The organism is Bacteroides sp. 2_2_4 (genome assembly GCF_000157055.1).
GTDB classification, from domain to species: Bacteria; Bacteroidota; Bacteroidia; order Bacteroidales; family Bacteroidaceae; genus Bacteroides; species Bacteroides ovatus.
On the sequence record NZ_EQ973358.1, the window covers coordinates 259,759 to 281,508 of the forward strand.

Below are 21,750 nucleotides of genomic sequence, written 5' to 3' on the forward strand. Positions count from 1 at the left end.
TTGATTCAGACATTTACTGCTGTTATTGATTTTGCAGATTCAGCGTGTGGCAGGCCACCAATGCCGCTGTTTCTGTACGGAGCCGTGATTTGCCGAGACTAATCGGTACGAATCCCCGTTCGATGGCCTTCTTCACTTCTTCTTCACTGAAATCTCCCTCGGGACCTATCAGAACAAGGGCGTCTTCTCCTGGTTTCAGAACATTCTTCAATAGAGGTTTCTCCCCTTCGTAACAGTGGGCGATAAACTTCTGTCCTTTAAACTCCTGCCTGATGAACTGATCGAACTCGATCATTTCGTTCAACTTTGGCAGTCGTGCCTTGAGAGATTGTTTGATGGCTGATATCAGAATCTTTTCAATCCGTTCGGTCTTGATGACTTTACGTTCCGAGAAATGGCAGTTGAGGAAAGTCAGTTCGTCAAAACCTATTTCGGTAGCTTTCTCTGCAAACCATTCGTTGCGGTCCATATTCTTCGTCGGTGCCATGGCAATGTGTAAATGGCACGGCCATAACGGTTCCTGAAAAATGGTTTCTTTGATGTTTACGAAACAACGTTTGTTGGTTGCAACAGTAATTTCAGCTTTGTAGAAGTTACCCTTACCGTCGGTAAGCGTGATTTCGTCTCCGATACTTAGCCGCAGAACACGGATGCAGTGTTGCGCTTCCTCTTCGGGAAGCTCGTTGCTTTTCTGTATATCTGGAGTATAAAATACGTGCATAATATTACTTACTGATTTTTATTTCTTGAATTGATTTGATCGCGTATCTGCGCGGCTAACTCGTAATTCTCATCTTTAATAGCCTGTTCCAGTGCTTCTTCAAGCGTTCTGGAAGTAGCACCGGGCAAATCATGTTCTTCTTCAGCCCCTTCGTCGTTGTCCGTTTCTTCAGAACGGTTTCTTTCTTCTGACGACATGTGAAGACATTCCTGTTCAAGAATAGATTCATAAATAAGAATCGGGCAGTCGGCACGCACTGCCAGGGCAACTGCGTCTGAAGTCCGTGCGTCGATACGTATAATCTCTTCGTCTTTTTTGAGGTAAATATAGGAGTAGAAAATACCATCCTTTGCTTTGTAAATTAATACACGTATCAGGCTGGCTCCCAGTATAGTAAGACTTGTTATAAATAAATCATGTGTCAACGGACGGGGAGTTTTCACTCCTTTCAGATATAAAGCGGTAGCCTGGGCTTCCGCTGGACCGATGATGATAGGCAGTTGCCTTTCACCGTCCACTTCGCCCAATAGCATAGCAAACGCGCCTACTTGCGCCTGGCTGTTCGTGATATTTATAACTTGTAATTCTACCTTTTTGTCCATCGTTCTCTTTTACTTAATTTGTTTTACTCTCCTGCTGGTGTTTGTACTTGAATACCAAGGCAAACAGAATGCCGATTACCAGCGCATAAGCGGCAAAGATCAGCCAAATGTTCATCCATTCGCGACTCACCAGTCTGCCGTCGGCATATACAGAGAATGCATCAACTACCGCACCGCTGGCATATCCGCCCATGATGGCTCCCAATCCGTTAGTCATCATAAAGAACAAGCCCTGTGCACTGGCACGGATAGAAGATTTGGCTTCTTGTTCAACAAACAACGAACCGGAAATGTTGAAGAAATCAAAGGCCATACCATAAACAATCATGGAAAGGATCAGCATCCATAGTCCTGATCCCGGATCTCCAAAACCGAACAGGCCGAACCGGAACACCCAAGCGAACATACTGATTAGCATGACTTGTTTGATTCCGAAATGACGCAGGAAGAAAGGTATGGCAAGAATAAACAATGTTTCGGACATCTGTGAAATGGATAACAGGATGACTGAATGTTTCACTCCGAAAGAATCTGCATATTCAGGGATGCTGGCAAAACTGCTTAGGAAAAGGTCGCCGTAAGTATTCGTAATCTGCAATGCTGCACCTAGAAGCATGGAGAAAAGGAAGAAAATAGCCATTTTCTTTTTCTTGAATAATACCAGCGCATCCAGTCCGAAAGCGGAGAGCCATGATTTGTTTTCAGATTTAGCCGGTCGACAGGCCGGGAGCGTAAATGAATAAAGTCCGAGTAGCAATGCGGAAGCACCGCCTACATAAAGTTGCGCACTTGAATTCTTGAATCCGGTAAGGTCGACAGCCCACATGGCACAAATAAAACCGATTGTTCCCCATACGCGGATAGGAGGGAAGTCTTTAATCAGGTCACATTTGTATTGCTCCAGTGCATTGTACGATACCGTGTTGGCGAGGGATAAAGTGGGCATATATACCAACAGGTTGAGTAACATGGCCCAATACATCTGGTCGTATCCCGTTGCGGTGGAAGCGTAGAAGAGACATCCTGCTCCTGCAATATGGCAAAGTCCGTATAAACGTTCTGCATTAAACCATTTATCGGCAATAATACCGATAATACCCGGCATTACCAAAGAGGCAATCCCCATGGTGGCGAAAATGGCTCCGATTTGTCCTCCTTCAAAATGAAGTTCTCTTCCCATATAACCACCTAATGATATTAACCATGACCCCCATACAAAGAATTGCAGGAAGTTCATAATAATCAAACGAACTTTTATACTCATGACTTTTTTAATTTGTGTTTCTCTTCACATTCATAAACCTTGCAAATATAATATTTTCGTTGAATAGGTGGACAAGTAATTTGATAAAAAGGGGATAAAAATGGCATAAATGCGAAGAAAAGATGAGATTTGGGTGTGAAAAAACAAATGAAGGGGGTATAAAAAAAAGAAGGCTATCTATCCCAGACAGCCAATCTTTGTTAACCTTAAATCTAATACCATGAAAAACACAGTGCAAAGATATAGGGTTTATGTTATACAACATAATGTTTTCTCGAAAATCTTCTATTTGTTAACTCTAATTAACTTTGAATCTTCCGTTTTTCTGTTATTGCCCTCTCTAATCAGCCATACTTCCGGAGAAATGTCTGATATCCGAATGGAAACTTGGTTCCGGCACCTTGCCGGTTATTCTACGTAGAGTACCAATCCTTTCAGATATTCTCCTTCGGGATGATAGATGTTTACCGGATGGTCGGCCGGTTGAGTCAGCTGGTGTAGAATGCGTACGCTACGCCCTGACATGGCTGCTGCGGTAAATACGGCAGTACGGAAATTGTCTTTGCTTACCACTTGCGAACAAGAGAAAGTAAACAGGATACCGCCTGGTTTGATTTTCTCGAATGCTTTGGCGTTCAGTTTACGGTAACCTTGCAAAGCATTCCGCAGTGCATCTTTATGTTTGGCGAATGCGGGCGGATCAAGGATGATTAAATCATACTGGTCGCCCATGCGGTCGAGATATTTGAAAGCGTCCTCGGCAAACGCCTCGTGGCGGGAATCACCGGGGAAGTTTAATTCCACGTTTTTGTTAGTCAGATCAATCGCTTTGGCTGAACTGTCGACAGAGTGCACGAGTTTCGCACCTCCGCGCATGGCGTAGAATGAGAATCCACCGGTGTAGCAGAACATATTCAGTACCGAACGGTCTTTGGCGTAACGTTCCAGCAAAGAACGGTTTTCACGCTGATCTACAAAGAATCCGGTCTTCTGACCTTTCAGCCAGTCCACATGGAACTTCAAGCCATATTCTTGTGCGATATTATCACTGCTTCCTCCTTTCAGAAAACCGTTTTCGGGGAAAAGGTCTGCCTTAAAAGGGAGAGTTGTTTCTGATTTGTAATAGATGTTTTCGATCTTGTCACCCATTACTTCGGATAAAGCTTCGGCAATTGTCATGCGGTCTACATGCATTCCTGCAGAATGTGCCTGCATAACAGCGGTTTTGGCATAAACGTCAATCACCAGTCCGGGGAGATTGTCTCCTTCACCGTGAACGAGACGGTAGGTGTTGTTGGTCGGATTAGTGGCGATGCCGATACTGCGGCGCATATCGTATGCAATTTCCAGTTTGCGTTTCCAAAAATCGTGATCGATAGGTTCCTGGCGGAAAGACAGTATGCGCACAGCAATACTTCCGATCTGGAAATGTCCTTCGGCAATAAATTCTTTTTTTGAGGTGTACACTTCTACAACTTCACCTTCATCGGGCTCTCCGTCAAAACGAGCGATAGCACCGGAAAAAATCCAGGGGTGGAATCTCTTAAGAGAATCTTCTTTACCAGGTTTGAGATATACTTTATGCATAATGTAGTCTTTCCTCAACCCTCTCCCAAGGGGGAGGGCTTCAGATCGTTTTATTATTGGTTATTAATCACTTATTTTATTACTTATCACTTCTTCCGCGGGGGAGACAGTAGCTGTCAGCGGAGAAACCTCCCAATCTCCCGTCTGTTTCAGTTCTTGCAACAGATTGTAGATATTGAGGCACGCCCATGCATCGGTAGCAGCGTATTGTTTCTGTCCGTCACTTAATACATCAGCTTCCCAGTTGGACAAGCGTTGTGATTTGGATATTTTTTCTTTGAATAAGATGGCGTAAATCTTTTGCAGACTTTTGTCCTGTATTCCGAATTGACGCACATAGTCCTGTAATTCGATACAGCTTTGTTGGGTGAAAGGTGCACGTTTGTGCAGCATCATAAAGTCGTCTTTCAGTGAAAGTCCCACTTTGATTACAGCCGGATTTTCTAACAAGTCAACCAATGGCTGGGTCAATCCCGTCATATTGAGCCGGAATAAGAAACAGCATTCTTCAGAAGAAATCTGGAGAAGTGCTACTTTGTGCGATTGTCCTTTGGTAAAGGAAGGGCGAGTTTCGCTGTCGATACCTATCACTGCTCTGGATTGGAGGTAGGCTACAGCTTTTTCCGTTTCAGCTTCCGACTGGATAACATAAATACGTCCCGGAAAAACTGTTTTCGGGAGTTCTTTTAGTTCATCTTTATCTATGGTTCTTCTTACAATCATTTCTATTTTAATTCATCATCGTGGCAATGGCAACCGTCTTCGTGACAGTGGCAATCATCATCGTGGCAATGACAGCCATTTTCTTCACAACAATCGTTGTCGTCGCTTGGTTCGTAAAATCCTTCTTCATTACCTACTTCCTCTTCTTCTTCCTGGTTGTATTTCACGTCATGAAGGGCGCGAAGTGTGTTTACCAGTTTCTGTCCCCACAGTGTACCGAAGTTTTCTTGGCAGATGGCCAATGAATCATTCATTGTTTCGTTCAGTCCCAGTTGGAAGACAAATATGAAATCTTTAATATCCTGATAAATGTCGGCCAGGTCTTCCGATATAGACTTCTTGATAGGCTGGTCGCTATACACCATATCTTGCACGAATACGTCCAGATAATCATCCTTGTCAGCCATCAATCCGGAAAGGTTGATACGCAGAATTTCGTAAATCTCTTCTGTGACATACGTTTCAAGTGCTTCGTCCCCGATAGTCTCACATTTGGGCAGCATAGATGCTTTGAGATAGAGTAGGGGAAGTATTTTTAATGATGTATCAACGAAAGTGCTACGCTTCATGCGTTCGGCACGTTCGAGAAATGCACAAAATTCGGCAGCTACCGTTACGAACTCAATTACGTTTTTATCAAATATCGTTTGGCTTTCTTTTTCCATGATCTATATTGATTTGAAACGCAAAGGTAAGAAAAAGGATTGAATGAGCGTAGTGCTCGTTATTTTTTTATTATTTTTGCAGCTTAGAATCTCATTCCTGTTTTATAAAAAAGAATTAAAGACTCATGGCAAAGAAGAAATTAGATAAGGAGGCGGAACGTACTCCCTCTTCCCCCAGTAAAATTGTGGCTGTATTTAAGAATGAAACCATTCATTTTGTAATCGGATTGATGCTGGTCATCTTTTCTGTTTACCTGTTGTTGGCTTTTTCTTCTTTCTTCTTCACGGGGGCTGCCGATCAAAGTATTATTGATAGTGGCAGTTCGGCAGATTTGGCGGCTGTTAATAATCAGGTGAAGAATTATGCAGGTTCACGCGGAGCGCAGTTGGCCAGTTATCTGATTAATGACTGTTTCGGTGTTTCCTCTTTCTTCATACTTGTTTTCCTGGCAGTGGCAGGATTGAAGTTGATGCGTGTACGTGTTGTACGTCTGTGGAAGTGGTTTATCGGCTGCACACTCTTGCTGGTCTGGTTCTCCGTATTCTTCGGATTTGCCTTTATGGATCATTATCAGGATTCCTTCATTTATTTGGGAGGTATGCACGGATATAATGTCAGTCGTTGGCTGATCTCGCAAGTTGGAGTACCCGGTGTGTGGATGATCCTGTTGATAACGGCTATCTGTTTCTTCATATATATAAGTGCGCGTACCGTCATCTGGTTGCGTAAACTCTTCGCATTGAGTTTCTTGAAACGCGAAAAGAAAGAAGAAAAGGAGAATGTTCCGGAAGGAGATCCGGAATTTACGACTTCCCAACCGCAAGAAGTGGAGTTCAATTTGAAACGGACGTATAAACAGACACCTCCTCCGGCACCAGTGATGGATATTCAGGCTGAAGAACCTGAAGACGACTTTCCTATTAATAAACCGGAAAAGGAAGATACTTCCGTATCTGACGAAAGTGAAGGAGTGACTATGGTATTTGAACCGACTGTTTCCAATCCTGTTCCTATTGTGCAGGAAGACTCTTTGGAAGAGGCGGAACCCGGATTTGAGGTGGAACCGGCAGCTTCGGAAGAAGAATACCAAGGACCTGAACTCGAACCGTATAATCCTACTAAGGACTTGGAAAACTACCGTTTCCCGACTATCGATTTGATGAAGCATTTTGAAAATGATGATCCGACGATTGACATGGACGAGCAGAATGCAAATAAAGACCGCATCATCAATACATTGCGCAGCTTCGGAATCGAAATCAGTACGATTAAAGCAACTGTGGGACCTACGGTAACTCTATATGAAATTACTCCGGAACAGGGAGTACGTATTTCTAAAATCCGTGGTTTGGAAGATGATATCGCATTGAGCCTTTCCGCTGATGGTATCCGTATTATTGCTCCGATACCGGGTAAAGGAACCATCGGTATTGAAGTACCGAACAAGAATCCGAAGATTGTTTCCGGACAGAGTGTGATCGGAAGCAAGAAATTCCAGGAATCCAAATATGACTTGCCTATTGTATTGGGTAAGACGATCACGAACGAAGTCTTTATGTTCGACCTTTGCAAGATGCCGCACGTATTGGTGGCAGGTGCAACCGGTCAGGGTAAATCAGTCGGTTTGAATGCCATTATCACTTCCTTATTATATAAGAAGCATCCGGCAGAATTGAAGTTTGTGCTGGTCGATCCGAAGAAAGTGGAATTCAGTATCTATTCGGTGATTGAAAATCACTTCCTTGCCAAACTTCCTGATGGAGGCGAACCGATTATTACGGACGTAACGAAAGTAGTGCAAACCCTGAACTCTGTTTGTGTGGAGATGGATACCCGTTATGATCTTTTGAAGATGGCACATGTGCGTAATATCAAAGAATATAACGAGAAATTTATCAACCGCCGCCTGAATCCAGAAAAGGGACATAAGTTTATGCCGTATATCGTAGTGGTGATTGACGAGTTCGGAGATTTGATTATGACCGCCGGTAAGGAAGTGGAACTTCCGATTGCCCGTATTGCACAGTTGGCGCGTGCTGTCGGCATCCACATGATTATCGCTACACAGCGTCCGACTACTAATATTATTACAGGTACGATCAAAGCCAACTTCCCTGCACGTATCGCATTCCGTGTATCTGCCATGATGGACTCCCGTACCATTCTCGACCGTCCGGGTGCTAACCGTTTGATTGGTAAGGGTGATATGCTCTTCTTGCAGGGAGCCGATCCGGTGCGTGTGCAGTGTGCTTTTATCGATACGCCGGAAGTGGAAGAAATTACGAAGTTTATTGCCCGTCAGCAAAGTTATCCTACTCCGTTCTTCCTGCCAGAGTTCGTGAGCGAAGATGGTGGTAGTGAAGTAGGAGATATTGATATGGGACGGCTTGATCCGTTGTTCGAAGATGCAGCCCGACTGGTAGTGATCCATCAGCAAGGTTCCACTTCGTTAATTCAGCGTAAATTCGCTATCGGTTACAACCGTGCCGGACGTATTATGGACCAACTCGAAAAAGCGGGAATCGTAGGTCCTACCCAGGGAAGCAAGGCGCGCGATGTCTTGTGCATGGATGATAACGATCTTGAAATGCGATTGAACAATTTACAGTAACCGTTCGTTTATTAATCAAATGAGAAAGTACATTTTTAGTGTTTTAATAGCTTTACTGTCTTTGCCTGTGATTGCCCAACAACAGTCGCAGGCTAAAGTCATTCTTGACAAGACGGCAGAGGCGTTTCGTAAAGCAGGTGGTGTAAAGGCTGATTTTATTGTAAAGGCTGTGACGAACGGTCTGGTAGAAGGTGCAGAAAATGGAACGATTCAGTTGAAAGGAGAGAAATTCGTACTGAAAACGTCGGATATCATCACTTGGTTTGATGGAAAAACGCAGTGGAGTTATGTGACAAAGAATGATGAAGTGAACGTCAGCAATCCGACACAGGAAGAGTTGCAGCAGATTAATCCGTATACGTTTCTATATATGTATCAGAAAGGATTCTCTTATAAGTTAGGAGCAACTAAGACGTATCGTGGAAAAGCCGTTTGGGAAGTCGTTTTGACTGCCAGGGATAAGAAACAGGAGTTGGAACATATCACTCTTTTTGTGACAAAGGATACTTATGAACCTTTGTGTATTTTGCTTCAACAGCGTGGTCAGCAGACGCGTAATGAGATAACCATTACAAGTTATCAGACTAAGCAGAATTATGCGGATCAGGTTTTTACGTTTGATAAGAAACAATACCCCAATGCGGAGGTAATAGATTTGAGATAATATACGTTTATAACAAAACGATAAAGATAAATTAAAATGGCAGAAATAGAAAAAGTGAAATGCCTGATTATAGGTTCAGGACCTGCCGGATATACGGCAGCGATTTATGCAGGACGTGCAAATTTATGTCCGGTGCTTTATGAAGGATTGCAACCGGGTGGCCAGTTGACTACTACTACGGATGTGGAGAATTTCCCCGGTTATCCGGAAGGAATCAGTGGTCCGCAGTTGATGGAAGACTTGCGTGCACAGGCGAGCCGTTTCGGAACAGATGTTCGTTTCGGTATTGCTACGGCGGCCGATTTGAGCAAAGCCCCTTATAAAATAACAATCGACGGTGATAAGGTTATTGAAACAGAATCATTGATTATTGCTACCGGAGCTACTGCTAAATATCTGGGACTGGAAGATGAAAAGAAATATGCCGGAATGGGTGTAAGTGCTTGCGCCACTTGTGACGGATTTTTCTATCGTAAGAAAGTAGTTGCCGTAGTCGGTGGAGGTGATACAGCTTGTGAAGAAGCTGTTTTTCTTGCCGGACTTGCATCCAAAGTATATCTGATTGTCCGCAAACCTTTCCTGCGCGCATCGAAGATTATGCAGGAACGAGTAATGAACCACGAGAAAATAGAAGTTCTTTTTGAACACAACACAGTTGGTTTGTTTGGCGACAATGGGGTAGAAGGTGTAAACCTGGTGAAACGTTGGGGCGAACCGGATGAAGAACGTTACAGCTTGCCTATCGACGGTTTCTTCCTGGCTATCGGACATCAACCGAATACTGAAATATTTAAAGAATATGTTGATACGGACGAAGTGGGTTATATCATCACGGAAGGTGATAGTCCCCGTACAAAAGTTCCCGGAGTTTTTGCGGCAGGAGATGTTGCCGATCCGCATTATCGTCAGGCTATTACGGCTGCGGGAAGTGGTTGTAAAGCTGCTTTGGAAGCAGAACGTTATCTTTCTGCCAAAGGACTCATTTAATCCGGTTTATATCCGACCATAGGAGGGTATTAAAACCCTTATAAATATGAAAATCACCCACGCTAGAGTTTAATCTGTAGCGTGGGTGATTTTGTTGAGAGGGGAGTCTTGCTCCCCTTTATTTTATAAACTCAAAGCTTTTCGAACAATATTTGTCGATTGTCTTTGGTTAATACGCTTCTATTTCATCTATCCATAATTCGGCAGGAATGACTTCCGGCCCGTTATTCTTTTCAAAGTTGACACCATTACGCAGTGTGCCACCATTCTTGATTTTGACTTTCAGGAATGTAGCCTGTGCCGGTTCAAACTCAATGGAATCGGTGAATGCAATTCTTCCTGTTTCCGGATAATCGTGTTTCAAAGCTTTTTCGGCTATCCGTGTGTATTGCTTGCCGTCTGCTGATACTTCTACAGCAACTCCTCCTGCAGGAAGAATTCTCATGGCAGGATTGAATAAAGAACCGAAAATAACTTTGCTGACTTGTGTCGGTTTATCCAGATGAACGATAAATTCCAAGTCCTTACCCTCCACGATGCCAAAACTACACCACGGAGTATAAGAAGCATTATTGCCTCGTTTGCCGTTGGTCAGTCCAAAGGTGGTTTTGTCAGCTCCTAATACATCGTTTTCATCGAATATATCGCCTGTCCATCCCATCGTATAATTAACCGTATAGGGCTTTCCTGTCAATAAATTGCCATACAGTGGCTTGTGAGCTACTTTGCCCAACATCTTTCCGTTTTTGAAAGCAGCGGCTTTCAGGTCGATATTACCTTCAAGAACGAAAGGCTTTTCATATAAGATGGACACTTTGGACGGTTCGCTGCCGTCCGTTGTATACCGGATTTCCGCATTCGGGTAGAAACTTTCCAGCAATACCATTAAAGGGCCGTTTTCATCTGCGTGCGTATTTATATTTACGTCATAGAAGTTGAGACAAGGTTGGGTGTTCATAACTTTCAAACGTTCAAATTCAGTCACCATCCGTTCGCAGAAATTCTTCCAGTCTTTGTTTGCGTTTTGTGTCCAGGCCGTTTCGGCGATAGCCATTGCACGTGGGAAAGCCTGGTAGTCTGTACGTTCTGAAGTCTGCATATATTCTCTCCAAATATTACCTTGTATTCCGATGATATGCTTCTTGGCAAGCTCGTCAGCGTCGTCTGGAACAGGGTTATAACTATATGTTTTCTTCAAGGTATTGTATCCGCCAATAGTAGTCGGAGCAATTTCCGGCTCTTCCTGATAGTAGTCCAGATATACATAAGGATTCGGAGTCATGATGGCATTATGCCCTGCTTTGGCTGCGTTCATACCGCCTTCTACACCGCGCCATGACATAACAGTCGCATTGGGAGCCAGACCACCTTCGAGAATTTCATCCCAGCCAATGATGTTTTTGCCTTTGCTATTCAGGTATTTCTCCATACGGGTAACGAAATAGCTCTGCAACTTATCTTCTTTGCTGTGCTTTATTCCGTCTATCTTACTGGGAGTCGTATCATCTTTCAACCCTAACTGGCGGATTAACTGCTGGCAGAAAGCACTGTTCTTCCACGCTGTCTTGGGACATTCATCGCCACCGATGTGAATGTATTCGCTGGGGAATAATTCTATAACTTCATCCATCACTCCTTCAAAGAATTTGAAAGTCGTTTCACTCGGACAGAATACCTGTTCGAATACTCCCCAGGTAGGAGATACTTTGTAAGTCTGTGTAGAGTCGCATGACAATTCCGGATAGGCGGCAAGTGCAGCCAATGCATGTCCCGGCATTTCTATTTCGGGAACAACATTGATGTATTTACTTGCAGCATAAGCCACTACATCTTTGATTTGCTCCTGTGTATAATAACCTCCATGTTCTTTTCCGTCGAATACTTGCGGATAGTTTACATAGTAATAGTCTACTAATGTCTTTTCACGTTTGGAACCGATTCCCGTCAATTTGGGATATTTCTTGATCTCGATTCTCCATCCCTGATCGTCTGTCAAATGCCAGTGGAAGACATTCATCTTGTTCATAGCCAGTAAGTCGATAAACTTGTAAATGTAGTCAATCGGTACATAATGGCGGCAAACATCCAACATGAGTCCGCGATGAACAAAACGGGGTGAATCTTCAATTTCTACGGCAGGAACCGACCAGTCAGCTTTCTTATCCAACTGCTTTCCGTAAATTGCCGGAGGGAGTAACTGATAAAGAGTCTGCACTCCATAAAAGAATCCGTTTGGCTGGGAAGCGGTGAGTGTAATGAGACTGGGAGTGACCGATAATTTATAACCTTCTTTCGGCATACCTTCCTGTACAACAAAAGAGATCGCCGTTTTTCCATCTGCACTTTCAGCTTCTTTCAAGGAGATTCCTGCTGTCAGTTTTAGTTGTTCGGCCAGGCTGTCGGCAATGCTTTTTACTTCCGGAGCATCCGAGGGAACTACGAGGCAGACTTTGTTGTTTAGTTCAAAGCGTCCTTCCTGTGGAAGAATCTGGTTGGGTTTGGGAACGATGTTGTACTCGTTCGCCGCTTCTTTTGTCTTCTGGCAACTGGGGGTAATCATTAGCAAGGACAAAAGAAGAAGAGAAATACTTTTCTTCATGGTCAAAATGTGTGTTAAGTTATAAATAGATTTGACAGGGCAAATGTACTTGTTTATATGATAAGTTCCAATAATATGGAAATAAAAAAAGCCGGAATGATGTCCGGCTTTTAGCTAAAGTTTCAGATTAATGTAGTTATATAATTAAGAGAGAGTTTTTATTTCAGTAGTTGCTCTTCGATGATTTGTACGTACTTCTCCGGAGTAGCTCCGACTTCAATAATCGGTTTGCCGCCTGCAGGTATGAAGAATAAGGTAGGCAATGCCTGTACACCGAAGTGATTGCATAAATCCTTTTCTTTGTCCGCATTAACCTTGTAGAATACAACTTTACCTTTATACTTTTCAGCCAGCTTTTCCATTTCCGGAAGTAAGCGCATGCAAGGTCCACACCAAGTTGCCCAGAAATCAATTATAACCGGTTTCTCGCCATTATAAACGAAATCGTTCCCTTTTCTGTAGTCGAAGATGTGTTCGAGGAAGAATTGGCGGGTAATCGGATTCAGTTTACCGTCTTCAACTTTAGTTTCCGTTACTTTAGCTTCCGCTTCCGGTATAGGAACCATGTCAAACGGCTGGAAATAAATTTTCTGATGAATATAGTCAATGGATATGATTCCGTAGTCCAGTATCTTTTTGCCTAATACGGAGCGTTTCAGGTATGGATTCTTCACTGCCATGGCATCCTCAATCTTTGTTTTTACAAACATGGTTTCAGGTAAGATGAGGCTTTCCTCTTCTTGAGTCGCTTCTTTATATCCATTGGAAACTTTTTGGTTGGTTCCTTTGGTATATTGTGTGCTCCATGTATTGAAATCTTTTTCGGTAAGATTCACTAATCCTTCGCTCCATGTATCCAGAACAAGAGAAACGGGTTTTCCCTGAATGGATATTGGACATACGATTCCTAATCCTGTAATTAGCTCAAAGTTCTCCCGGTAGTTTAATTTCATGTAAGAAGGACGATAGGGCTGCGTAATTGTGAGTTTTTTCCGCTGCATATCAATAGTCAGAACGGAAGTGCGGAAAATAGCACCGCTTAATACACCCATCACTCCCAGCTTGCGCAGATATGGTTCGTCTTCCAGAGTGAAAGCAGGCAGATCGTTGTTAAACGTGTTGTTGCCAATAGCAACTGTTGCCATTTCATATACTTTTCCAACAGGTACTTGTTTGAATACAAAATCCTGATAAGCACTAAAAGTACCGTTCTTCCCCGTGTCGATGCGTAACTTCTTGAGAGCCTCAGGAAGCAGGGCGTTATGTCCTGACAGATCGAGGACGAAGTCTGCCACTTCGCCATTAATGGCGGCTTCTACGATAATCTTTCCATCAATGGTTTTGAATGGAATGACCTCTGTCATACTGTTCTGTGTCTGTGCACTGATTCCTCCGGCAATACAAAATGCAAGTAGACAGAGATACATCTTTGTTATTATTCGCTTCATATCTTTTTTCTGTTTAAAGTTTATTTCTCTTTCCTGATTTCAATCTTTTTCTCTTGATTGTCTTTCTTGACAATAATATAACCGGTATCACCGCGGATGGCGTTCATGATATCTTCCACAGCCATTTGGCTCATGGGACAATCGTCCAAAGAAGTACCGTTGATGTTAATCACCTGGTCGCCGAAAGCAACTTTATCTTTCATGCTGTCCCAGATCGTTGTAATTTCGAATCTGTCATTGCGTGGCAGAATACTCACGTTCCAGAGAGCGGGAGCACCGCCCATGTCGGTTTTTCCTTCTTCAAACGGGAAAAAGTAGAATCGTCTGCGCATATAATCGATAATTACTTTACCGTATTCCAGTAAATCCACCCCGATGATGCTTCCATTCATCACTGTGGTCGTACTACCCACGTTCGTGAATTCTTTCCCCATGATGTTGATAGGAGGAACAGTCACCTTCTTTATATCCACCGGCTTGCCTAGACCTGTTATTCCGGCAGCTACGATACCATATCCATGGTTAGTAACTTTCGAAATGTCAGACAGCCTTTCATAATCTTCTGTAGAATAAAGCAGAAAGCCTCCCGCACCTGTATCGAACAGAACCTTGAAGTCATTGTCCCCTAAGCGGACATTGACAATGGAGTGATGATCCGTCTCATCCAACAGCGGAATCCCATCCGTTACTTTTAGTCCTTCGGGACGATACGGATAATTGATAACCATTATTTTAGAACGGGAATCGAATGTGACTACCGACTGTGCGAAAGCGTCTCCTCCAAGAATACCGACAACCCCTAGTCCGGTGAAGAATGGATTCTTAGGCAGTACCATCGTCTTCAACTGCTTGATTTTATAGTTTTCCCCGATAGAAACATTCTGTACGTGCGCTTCCTGATAATTGGAGCCTTGTGCATTCACATCGGAGATACGCATATATCCTGCGGCAGTAGCTTTCATTTCCGTTGCGGCATCATACATCGTTCCGGTTCTTCCTCCCGTATCGACGATATATTTCACTTTTATACCGTTAACAGTGACGGGGATAATGATTTTCTCTTGTATAAACTCATAAGGAATGGTGTCGCAAACCTTATTCCGGATTTGCGCTGCCATTCTTTGTCCGCAGTTTAGAAATAATAGCAGCCATAAGCCGGTCAGTATTCCTATACTTTTCATATTATTCTTTTTCATAGATAATATCCTTTACTCCGGAAGCTGTCTCAATCGTCAGTTTCGTCTTCTTTTTCTCTTTCAATTCCGGTATTCCGTTCAGAATACTTTCGCAGAAGTCATATTTCTTAGCAGGTTTGCCATTGATTTTAACTACCTTGTCTCCGACTGCTATCTTACCTTTCGTACTGCTCCATACGGTAGATACAAACAAATCTCCGTCTTTGACCGTTAAGTCAAAATTGTTACCTTGATTGTTTATTTCATTGTCCGGTTGAAATGCTTCGAAATAGAATCTTCCGCGTGGATAGTCGATGGTCACTTTACCGTATTGCAACAGTTTGACACCCAATAATGTGTAAGGGTGATTGTTGGTGCTGGTTGTTACGTTACGGAATTTGGTGGCTCCGACTGATAGCAATGGAATACGAACCCTGTAAGAAGAAGCTTTGTCCGCCTGACCGGATACTCCGATACTCCCTTCTCCATACCCTTCGGAAACCACTTCCATAGAGGCTTCCGGTTTGATTTTTTCAAAATCACTTTCGATAAGTGATAACAGGCTGGGACTACCAGTATCAAATAATACATTTATATTGCTGACCGGAGCTATCTGTACGCTGACGATCGGCATACCGCCCCCTTTGGTGAAATTCAACATCTTTCGTAAAGACACTGTCGATGGCTTTTCAGCAGAGGTAACTATAATATTTTTGGCTTGTGAATCAATAGTGACAATGGTGTTGGCGAATAAATCACTGCCGATGATGCCATCTACTCCAAAACATTCCCAGCCTTTTACTTCATCAATGACCAGTGACGGAGCATTTTTGAAATTAATAACATGGTCGGGGGTAGTCAGGTTCTCTATCCGGGTAGTCTTGTAATAGCTTTCCACGTTATTCACATCCGTTACTTTAGTCGAGTCGGTGGCTGCCATTTGCAGTGCCTGGCAGGCTTGAGTCGTGAGTGCCGTACGTCCTCCCGTATCAAATATGAAAGGACGTGCCGTGCCGTTCACTTTCATTTCGATAATCATCTTTTCACCTACCATCCGGTAAGGTATGGTTGCCTTATATTGTTGGGCGAATACAGGAACCGCCATGCAAAAGGCGACGACGGTTCCTATCATACGAGTCGTATACTTCATAAGCTAATTTTATTTGCTGACTTTTTCTGCTTCCAAAATTGCCTGATAAGCGTTTACAATACCTCCGGAAATACACAAATCATCGAAAAGGAACAAGTCTTGTGAAGGACTGTCGTTTACGCGGATTCCTTTTTCCACTTCCACCCCTTTGCGTGAAGTGACACTCTTCAGTAGTATGTCACGGATTTGCGAGCCGGTTAATTTAGGAAAATATGATTTCACTAAGGCAGCTACACCGGCTACAGTAGCCGAAGCCATTCCTTCTCCAGTTCCTTTTTGATAAGTGTCACCCATATAAGATGAATAAATGTCTGTTCCCGGAGCATAAATATCGAGAGCAGTTGCACCGTAATTGGTGTTCAATACCGGATTTCCATTCTTGTCTGAAGAAGCAACCACCATAAAATTGGTAAGTTCTCCGTCTTTTCTCATCTTCCGGTTAGGGAAAAACTCGTCTTTATCCATGTCTGCTGACAGATCCCAGACCGGAACTATTACCAATGCTCCTTTCTTTTCAGCTTCTTTCAGTGCATCTGCTACCCATTGTCTCTGTTCTTCCGGGTATAATGAATTTTGTTCCGGCAATAAAATAACATCCGCTCCATGGTTTACTGCATACTGGATAGCCAGTGCCATATCTTTTAAATAAGGTTCTCCTTCTCCCGGGTGGATGCGTAAAGTCATGATTTCTGCATTGTCTGCAATACCGTTACTTCCGATACCGTTGTCACGTTTAGCTGCGATAACGCCGGCCTTCATTACGCCTGTTGCCGCATCAGATGTCAACAGTACATTATTGCCGTAATGCGTGTCGTTAATATCCAGAGGATTATCACCTACAATTTCTTTCCGGTTATCAGTTCCGTATTTCTTTAAAGCATCTTCATAGGAAGTTTTAGCTGTTTCCACACTTTTTTTCCCCATTCTTTGGTATACGAGATCCCATTTGTCCGTTTGGTAAATGCTGAATGAATAAGCGGTAAAAACAAAAGCAATTTCAGAAAGGCTGTCTCTTTCTGCCTTAGGATCATAGCAGCTCTGGAAATCATCGACAGTTAGCTCTTTTCCGGGGAAACGCTTTTTCATGTCCTTATCAAACTTCTCAATATATTCTTCAATGACGTAAGAGAGTTGCAATCCACCGTATGAACCACCGATTCTGGATTCAGGCATTACTTTATAACGATAGTAATTGTATTCTTCCAAATTTTCCGGTGCGGGTACTTCCTGACGTTTTCCGTTAATGATTTTATAATATTTCTTTCCGTCAAAGATATAATCTGCATATTTATCTTTCAGACGGAAAAATTCACGTTCTCCTTCGCGTGTCAGAGATTCCATGACCTGACCGTCTTTGCCACCGATGAAATTCCAACCATTGATGTCGTCTATCCAACCATTCTTGTCATCGTCTTTCTGGTTTAGTTTTTCTTTGGGATTCACCCAGATAGCCTGTTTCAGATCTTCGTGTTCTACGTCCATTCCTGTTCCGATCAATGCAACAACCGGTCTTTTCTTTGCTTTCTTTTTGTTGGCATTCAAGTAATCATAAGCTTTGTTTACTTCAGCTCCGTATACACTGTCCTGGTCGAAAGAACAGTTAAACCAGTCCAGTTCGGATTGTTTTTTTTGTGTTTCTGCCTGCTGTTTGACTAACTGGGCTGATACTGTCATGCTGATAAAACAGCATACGATTGGAAATATAAGTTTCTTCATTGTCGAAAGAGTTATAATTTATATAGTTTGTTTATTGTCTTATTTTTAAAATGGCTTCTCGTACTTGTTCCCCTCGGACATTACGTGCAGCGAGTTTACCTTCTTTGTCAATGACAACAAGGAAAGGGATGGAGTAGAAACCGTAAGCAGTCTGAATAGCACTTGGAGTCTTGCTGTTTTTGGGAAATCCTGTTTTATCCCATAGCATCACCCACGGCAGTTTTTCTTCATCCAGCATTTTTCTCCATTTTGCTTCGCTGTCATCCAACGAAACACTGATGAATTCTAAATCATCTGCTTTCAGATCATTGTATATTGTCAGCATACTGCGCATCTCTTTGCGGCAAGGGCCACACCAGGAAGCACAGAAATCCAGTACGACAATTTTTCCACGGAAGTCCTTTAAACCTATGCTCTTTCCATTGTTGTCAATGAACGTAAAACCAGGACATTCTGCACCGATAATCTGGTGGGAGAGGACTTCTACTTTGTTGATTAACCATTTGGCAGACAACGAATTCCTATCTTGTTCCGGTATCATATCCAATAACATTTTGTTGGATGGGTAATCATTCACATCTGCCAGATAAGCTAATGCGGATGCCATGGCAGATGTCAGCTTCTCTTTGGCAGAAGTCGGGATTGTTGCTTTATCCGGATCTCTTTCGGTCGGCATATAGTTTTGTAAAGTCAGAAACGGATCAATGCCGGTGAATGAAAGTGAACTTTGTTCGGGATTCTTTTCATCGAAAAAACCATGAATGGTTACAGGTCTGTTTTCGAGGTATATGTTTTGCTCCGTATTCCCAATATATAGTGTATATACATCGGATATAATGTCTTTTTTTTCGGTTTCGAATACTCCATTTTGGTTAATAGGACAACTTAAAATGAGGTTCCCATTCAAATCCTTAACTTGCAAAGTGGTTGGTTTGAGTAGTCTCAACTTTCCTTTGAATTGAAGTCCGCTGTCGCTCCATAGAGGAGTGGTGCTGCATAAGAGCAATAATATCAATGAGAGTCTTATTAATTTCATGATTTGGAGTTTATAATATATGGTAAATTCTAAATATCTTTATTCTTATTTTATCTATCCTTTAATGAAATGACTAACTTAATCGTTATGGAAGAGTTTCTTTACCAATCTCCCCAGTCTCCCCAAGGATCATCATCATCGCCATCTCCTTCATCAGTTTTCTGTAGTTCCGGATAAGGTTTAATATCCCAATCTTCCGGTCCTTTGGCGATAGCTTCCAAATCAATATTATATTTTTTTAGATAGTTTGTCACAAAATCGAACTTAGTGCTTAGAAATGGATAGGTTGCCGAAGGAAACATTACTTCCCGTTCTTCTTTGGTATGACGCATGGCTATTTGCAGATAGCCGATAAATGTTTCTTTGGCTGTTGGAGGATTATCGGAATCGGGTTTAGAATGTTTACCTGATAATGAATTTACATTACCAGGATAGCCTCTTTTAAGATAATAATTAGGATCGGCTTTACTTTCGATGTCTTCACTTCTGACAATCGGAGTTAAATGGTCAAATCCTGCATCAAATTCATCTTCGGGTATGATAATATTTCCGTTGGCGATAGCTGTATTTATAACTTCATCAATTATTTTGAAGCGGCGTATGGTAAAACTATCCTTATTGCCGGCAATAGGAGTTTTCCATCCTGTGATTGGGTCATCGTAAGTACTGTGGGCTTTATCTCCCCAGAAACAAGTTATCCAGCAGTCGGTTTGGCCGTCATCATGCTCGGGCAGTGCAACATAATATTCCAGTACTCCCGGTATAATGGAAGTAAATACAGAATAATTGTATACCATATACCAGTACATGGGAAATACTCTATCCGTAACTTCCCGGTTGAGGTAAGGAAAAATGTGGTTCTTCATAAAAGTAATATAAAATGCTCCCATTTCGTCATTGAGACAATTCTCGAAGACTCTTGATGAACTACCGACTCCACCATTAGTCCAATTTTTATTGAGATCTTTTTCTGTGATATCTTTATATATTATTTTCACTCCGAAGTCTTGGTAGATTTTCATAACATCATTGTCCCATGAATTATTTCCCTGCGGAAACTCAAATCCTCCGGCAAGTGCAAGTGGATCTGGTGTCGGGTTGATAATATCTTCATTATAACAGGACGAGAATGTGAGACAGAATAGTAATATCCATACATTATATATTGGCTTCATGATTCTCTGTTGTTTAAAATTGACGATCATTATTTCTTATATTTATAGTTATTTTGTAACAGGAACTCCAGTCCGTTCCGGTCCGAACGGATTTTGTTCCAATAATAAGTTTCTTTGCAACACTTCTGTAGGAATAGGTAATACGTATGAAGGATCGTTTTTTGTTAGTGTATAAACTTTGCCTTCCCATTTGTGCTGTATGGAAGGCATACCATATCGACGTAAGTCGAACCAGCGTTGTCCTTCGTAGCAAAGTTCTTTTCTGCGTTCTTCACGTATTTGGGTGATCAAAGCATCTCCGCTCAATCCGGAAAAAGACGGTGCGTTTCCTCTATCATATCGTTTCTCCAGCAATGTATTCATAGCGGTGATGGCATCTCCTTCGGCTTGGCTCATGGCAGCGGCTTCTGCATAGTTTAGATAAGCTTCTGCTATTCGGAAGGAGAGTGCAAAATAATCACTGCTTCCGGAAGTGGGGACAGAACGTAGTGTCTTATATTTGCCATAGGGGAGATAAGTATCATAAAATGTGCTGTTCTCCGGAACCGCCTCGTTATATTGCATTTCCCTAGTAATATAACGGTCTTTGCGTAAGTCACCTTCTGAGAAACTGTTGATTAACCCGTCTGCTGCTTTGAACATTCTTCTGGTCTTTTCTTCATCGCTGTTTTCATCTTTCTTATCGATATAACCTTCGTATTCACCTGTCAAGTCTCTGATAGTTCCATAACTCCAGATGACTTCCGGCGAATCATATGTATTGAATGTGTAATAAGGTTCTTTTATACCTGCTTCCGGTGCAGGAATAGTATTCAGATCGCGTAGTGAGAAGTTCCAATCTTTGATAACTTTCTCCGCATACGTTTTAGCTTCTTCCCAATTTTCCATATATAGAGCTACACGTGATTTTAATAATTGTACCATAGGTAAACTGACAAGGTAGTTCGGTTCATATTGTTGTGTGGCGGAGAGAGTTAGGAATAAACGTTCTGCTTCGTTTAGGTCGGTAACAATCTGTCGGTATACTTCTTCTACCGTGTTCCGTCTCATCAATATATTGTCATCATCTCTCATTTTACTGTCCAGCTTGAGAGGAACTCCCAATGATTCTTTGTTATAATTATAGGGAAGTCCGTACTGATTGACTAACATATAATAATAAAAAGCCCGTAGGGCATAGGATTGTGCCTTAATATAATTCTTTTCAATTTCTGTACCGGATACTTCGTCAATATAGTCAAGTGTGGCATTAGCTCCTAAAATATATTCATAAAGGTTCTCCCAAGTATTGACTGTTTGTTGTCCCAATTTTTCTCGTATTTCGAACATATTGGGTTGCCAGCTATACAGTATCTCAAATATTTCCATATCTGCTTTGTCGTTTTCTGGGAATTCGTAACCTTCCACCTGATTCTGCTCGACATCATCTGCGAGTATTTCCTGATAGTTGAGAAATTTGGTATCCTTTTGTTGGGGATAGGCTTCTCCGATAAGCATCTCTTGCAATGCATTAGCGTCTTTAGGTATATATTGGCTCTGTGACTTTGGCTCTAAGAAATCTCCGCAAGCGGTGAGGCCGGTCAGTGTAATTGTATAAATTAAATATTTAAGTTTCATATCTCTCTT

The 21,750-nt window shown here is 42.3% G+C and carries 17 protein-coding genes; 3 read left to right on the forward strand and 14 right to left on the reverse strand.

Annotated features, from left to right (window positions below; all coding sequences use genetic code 11):
- Positions 1-22: 22 nt before the first annotated feature.
- The 6 genes from BSCG_RS18465 to BSCG_RS18440 form a co-directional block, all read right to left on the reverse strand.
- The gene (locus tag BSCG_RS18465) at positions 23-721 is read right to left on the reverse strand and encodes a 16S rRNA (uracil(1498)-N(3))-methyltransferase (RefSeq protein WP_008775487.1); all 699 of its coding nucleotides are present in this window, start codon (positions 719-721) and stop codon (positions 23-25) included.
- Positions 722-729: 8 nt separating this feature from the next.
- A complete protein-coding gene (locus BSCG_RS18460) occupies positions 730-1,323 on the reverse strand; it encodes a bifunctional nuclease family protein (protein WP_008775488.1) in 594 nt (197 codons plus the stop codon).
- A 13-nt stretch (positions 1,324-1,336) separates the two neighbouring features.
- Positions 1,337-2,587, reverse strand: coding sequence for a nucleoside permease (locus BSCG_RS18455; protein ID WP_008775489.1), 1,251 nt, complete (start codon positions 2,585-2,587; stop codon positions 1,337-1,339).
- A gap of 408 nt (positions 2,588-2,995) precedes the next feature.
- Positions 2,996-4,174: a class I SAM-dependent rRNA methyltransferase gene (locus BSCG_RS18450; RefSeq protein WP_008775491.1), complete on the reverse strand. Its 1,179-nt coding sequence runs from the start codon at positions 4,172-4,174 to the stop codon at positions 2,996-2,998.
- 63 nt (positions 4,175-4,237) lie between these two features.
- Positions 4,238-4,897, reverse strand: a complete 660-nt coding sequence (locus tag BSCG_RS18445) for a 3'-5' exonuclease (RefSeq protein ID WP_008775492.1) — start codon at positions 4,895-4,897, stop codon at positions 4,238-4,240.
- 2 nt (positions 4,898-4,899) lie between these two features.
- Positions 4,900-5,562: a DUF5063 domain-containing protein gene (locus tag BSCG_RS18440; protein ID WP_008775493.1), complete on the reverse strand. Its 663-nt coding sequence runs from the start codon at positions 5,560-5,562 to the stop codon at positions 4,900-4,902.
- A 125-nt stretch (positions 5,563-5,687) separates the two neighbouring features.
- Between BSCG_RS18440 and BSCG_RS18435 the strand changes: the two genes are divergently transcribed.
- The 3 genes from BSCG_RS18435 to trxB are packed head-to-tail and all read left to right on the forward strand — an operon-like array spanning position 5,688 to position 9,825.
- The gene (locus tag BSCG_RS18435) at positions 5,688-8,174 is read left to right on the forward strand and encodes a DNA translocase FtsK (RefSeq protein ID WP_004301818.1); all 2,487 of its coding nucleotides are present in this window, start codon (positions 5,688-5,690) and stop codon (positions 8,172-8,174) included.
- A gap of 19 nt (positions 8,175-8,193) precedes the next feature.
- Positions 8,194-8,838, forward strand: a complete 645-nt coding sequence (locus BSCG_RS18430; RefSeq protein ID WP_008775495.1) for a LolA-like putative outer membrane lipoprotein chaperone — start codon at positions 8,194-8,196, stop codon at positions 8,836-8,838.
- 36 nt (positions 8,839-8,874) lie between these two features.
- A complete protein-coding gene (trxB, locus tag BSCG_RS18425) occupies positions 8,875-9,825 on the forward strand; it encodes a thioredoxin-disulfide reductase (protein WP_008775496.1) in 951 nt (316 codons plus the stop codon).
- 169 nt (positions 9,826-9,994) lie between these two features.
- Here the strand turns inward: trxB and BSCG_RS18420 are convergent, their stop codons facing one another.
- From BSCG_RS18420 to BSCG_RS18385, 8 genes are all read right to left on the reverse strand, one after another.
- Positions 9,995-12,424, reverse strand: coding sequence for a beta-N-acetylhexosaminidase (locus tag BSCG_RS18420; RefSeq protein WP_032849428.1), 2,430 nt, complete (start codon positions 12,422-12,424; stop codon positions 9,995-9,997).
- A gap of 158 nt (positions 12,425-12,582) precedes the next feature.
- Positions 12,583-13,872, reverse strand: coding sequence for a thioredoxin domain-containing protein (locus BSCG_RS18415; protein ID WP_008775498.1), 1,290 nt, complete (start codon positions 13,870-13,872; stop codon positions 12,583-12,585).
- Between the two features lie 20 nt (positions 13,873-13,892).
- A complete protein-coding gene (locus BSCG_RS18410) occupies positions 13,893-15,068 on the reverse strand; it encodes a pepsin/retropepsin-like aspartic protease family protein (RefSeq protein ID WP_008775499.1) in 1,176 nt (391 codons plus the stop codon).
- Positions 15,055-16,197 (reverse strand): aspartyl protease family protein, encoded by a 1,143-nt coding sequence (locus BSCG_RS18405; protein ID WP_004309842.1) that lies wholly within the window; start codon positions 16,195-16,197, stop codon positions 15,055-15,057. Before BSCG_RS18405 ends, BSCG_RS18410 begins: the two co-directional genes overlap by 14 nt.
- Positions 16,198-16,206: 9 nt before the next feature.
- Positions 16,207-17,913, reverse strand: a complete 1,707-nt coding sequence (locus BSCG_RS18400; RefSeq protein ID WP_004309840.1) for a S8 family serine peptidase — start codon at positions 17,911-17,913, stop codon at positions 16,207-16,209.
- 31 nt (positions 17,914-17,944) lie between these two features.
- Positions 17,945-18,949: a TlpA family protein disulfide reductase gene (locus BSCG_RS18395; protein WP_004309838.1), complete on the reverse strand. Its 1,005-nt coding sequence runs from the start codon at positions 18,947-18,949 to the stop codon at positions 17,945-17,947.
- A gap of 101 nt (positions 18,950-19,050) precedes the next feature.
- Positions 19,051-20,124 (reverse strand): hypothetical protein, encoded by a 1,074-nt coding sequence (locus tag BSCG_RS18390; protein ID WP_008775500.1) that lies wholly within the window; start codon positions 20,122-20,124, stop codon positions 19,051-19,053.
- Between the two features lie 48 nt (positions 20,125-20,172).
- Positions 20,173-21,741, reverse strand: coding sequence for a RagB/SusD family nutrient uptake outer membrane protein (locus tag BSCG_RS18385; protein WP_004309836.1), 1,569 nt, complete (start codon positions 21,739-21,741; stop codon positions 20,173-20,175).
- Positions 21,742-21,750: the final 9 nt, after the last annotated feature.